The following is a 2,454-nucleotide window of genomic DNA, read 5'->3' as shown; positions in this document are numbered from 1 at the left end:
CCGCCGCGGGCGGCCGCCCCCGGCGTGGTGGGGCCTGCGGCGTCCTGGAGCAGGAACGCTTCGGCCTGGCGCGGGTCGTCCGCGTCGGCGGGGGCGTGCTCGCCCGAGGCGTCGCGCGACCGGCGGCGCAGGCGCCTGGTGATCCGTCCGGTCCGGGTGTCCGGACCCGGCTCGGCAGCAGAAGAAGATCTTGATGGTGGCGGGCTGCCGCTGGTCGCGACGCCGGCGGCGGGTACGTCACGGGTCGTCGAATCCGGTCGTGGGCCCGCCGCGGGCAGGCGTGTACCGATCAGCGAGACGGGACGCGCGTCACCGTCATCGCCGTAGGGCTCTCGCGACACATCGGTCACGCGCTGTCGACCTCCGTGGTATTCTCCGGCTGGTTAGTGCCTGTTACTGCTGCTTGCGGTTGCTTGGCTTGAACTTCGGACGGATCGATGTAACACGAGCTGTTCAAGTATGACAAGGCTCCTTTGGGGGTCGTCAGGGTGGCTTGGGTGGGTGTAACTTCCTGCGCCGGCGGTAGGTGCTCGGAGAGGGAGGCCGTCGCGTGGCACAGGAGGGCGTCTCGGTGGCGGCGTTCGCGGCGGGCAGGGATCCCGCGGACGATGACGTGCTGACGGTCGACGAGCTGGTCGCGTGGCTGCGGCTGTCGGAGAGCACGGTGCTCAGGCTGTTGTCCGAACGGGAGATCCCGGCTCGCAAGGTCGGCCATCAGTGGCGGATCCGCCGCGGCCGGGTCAGGGACTGGCTGGACGGCAGGGAGTGATCTTTTCCGGCAGGCTGCCCGGGCGGACGCCTCCACGGATGCCCGCACGGGCCGCGTCCAGGCTGTGTGTGCTGGTGGCGGCGGCGCCGGTGCTGCTGTGCGGTGTGCCGGCCTGTTCGGCCGTGCGTGACGTCGTGGCCCGGGCGAGCGCCACCCCGGCCGCGACCGGGCCGCCGCCGGCCGCGAGCCAGCCTCCTGGCCCGCCACTTGCCACCGCATCACCACTGGCCTCCGTCCCGCTCGACCCTCATGATCCCGGAAGCGTCGCGGTGGACTGCTTCACCCGCTGGCAGTCCTATGACACCCGGGCCGACAGTGGGCCGGACGCCGGTCTGCTGCGTGCCCGCGCCTGCATGACCCCGGACTTCTTCGCCCAGCTCGGCGGGGAGCGCGGCGCCACCGCCACCGAGGAGCCGGCGCGGGCCTGGCTGGAGCTGCGGGAGCTGGGCAGCCGGTCCACCGTCGAGGTGCTCGCGGCCTCGCCGCTCGGCGGTGTTGACAGCACCGCCAGCGGCCGGGTCGTGCTGCTGCTCAACGTCCGGCGCACGACCGTGAGTGACCGGGCCGGCGACCGCACCGAGACGGTGTCGAACCCGACGCTCACCCTGCTCCGCCAGACCGACGGCAGCTGGCTGGTGGCCGGCGCGGATCTGGCGAACTCCTACGGCGACGCCCCGGGCCGCTGACGCTGTGGCAGGGGGGAGCTACCGCGCCCGTCGGCGCCGGCAACGGTGGATGCTCTGGGGCGGGCTGGGGCTGGTCGGTGGCATCGCCGCGTTCGTCTTCGGTGTCACGGCCATCGTGGTGATCATTGCCGGTCCCTTCATCGGGAACGACGGCTCCGACGTGCGCCGGACGATCAGGAACGCCGCCGGCATCCCGTCGGAGTACCTGCCACTGATCATCGAGGCTGCGAACAACGCCGGCTGCGCCGAGGTGTCACCGGCGGTGCTGGCCGCCCAGCTGCACCAGGAGTCCGGTTTCAGCCCGAACGCCCGTTCCGCCGTCGGCGCGATGGGTATCGCCCAGTTCATGCCCGGGACCTGGGCCATCCACGGCCAGGGTGACGTGTGGAACCCGGCGGACGCCATCCCCGCCGCGGCCCGTTACGACTGTGCCGTGGCCGCGGCGACGGCGTCCGTCTCGGCGGATCCGCGGGAGAAGATGCTCGCGGCCTACAACGCCGGGCCGGGGGCGGTGCTCGCCTACGCCGGTGTCCCGCCGTACCCGGAGACCCGTGACTACGTCCGGACCATCCTCGCCCAGGCGCAGGTCTACGGCGACGTCATCGACGCCATGGTCGCGGGCACGGTGTCGGCGGCCGCGGTGGCCCCGGTGCTGGCGTTCATGGAGAGCCAGATCGGCAGGCCCTACGTGTGGGGCGCGACCGGGCCGGACGCCTGGGACTGCTCCTCGCTGGTGCAGGCGGCCTACCAGCGGATCGGGGTGTCGTTGCCGCGGGTCACCGTGGACCAGATGCGGGCGGGCCCGCTGGTGTCCGCGGTGGATCCGCAGCCGGGTGACCTGCTGTTCATCCCCGGAGCCGACGGCACCGCCGCGGCGCCGGGGCACGTCGGCATGTACGTGGGGAACGGTCGGGTGATCGCCGCGAAGGGCGCCCGCTGGGGTGTGGTCGAGTCCGCCCTGTCGGACTGGACATCGATCGTGGCGGTCACCCGCCCGCT

At 72.8% G+C, this 2,454-nt stretch carries 4 protein-coding genes; 3 read left to right on the top strand and 1 reads right to left on the bottom strand.

The window, feature by feature from the left end; genetic code table 11:
* The coding region (locus tag AC5LSR_RS20630) for a hypothetical protein (RefSeq protein ID WP_493468849.1) at positions 1–350 on the bottom strand (350 nt) is incomplete at its 3' end.
* A 200-nt stretch (positions 351–550) separates the two neighbouring features.
* Between AC5LSR_RS20630 and AC5LSR_RS20625 the strand changes: the two genes are divergently transcribed.
* The 3 genes from AC5LSR_RS20625 to AC5LSR_RS20615 form a co-directional block, all read left to right on the top strand.
* Positions 551–769 carry a helix-turn-helix domain-containing protein gene (locus AC5LSR_RS20625; protein WP_013875580.1) on the top strand — a complete coding sequence of 73 codons (219 nt, stop codon included), beginning with the start codon at positions 551–553 and terminating at the stop codon, positions 767–769.
* Between the two features lie 38 nt (positions 770–807).
* Entirely contained in the window at positions 808–1,455 is a 648-nt protein-coding gene (locus AC5LSR_RS20620; protein ID WP_250286516.1) for a hypothetical protein, read from the top strand.
* Between the two features lie 49 nt (positions 1,456–1,504).
* A partial coding sequence (locus AC5LSR_RS20615) for an NlpC/P60 family protein (protein ID WP_250286514.1) occupies positions 1,505–2,454 on the top strand: 950 nt, incomplete at its 3' end.

Source organism: Protofrankia sp. CiP1_Cm_nod4, from assembly GCF_982290645.1.
This window is presented reverse-complemented; position numbering and strand designations above follow the sequence as displayed.

What these genes read in the sequence shown, in the direction of transcription:
- AC5LSR_RS20620 (WP_250286516.1), top strand. Translation starts at nt 808, where the DNA reads ATGCCCGCACGGGCCGCGTCCAGGCTGTGTGTGCTGGTGGCGGCGGCG.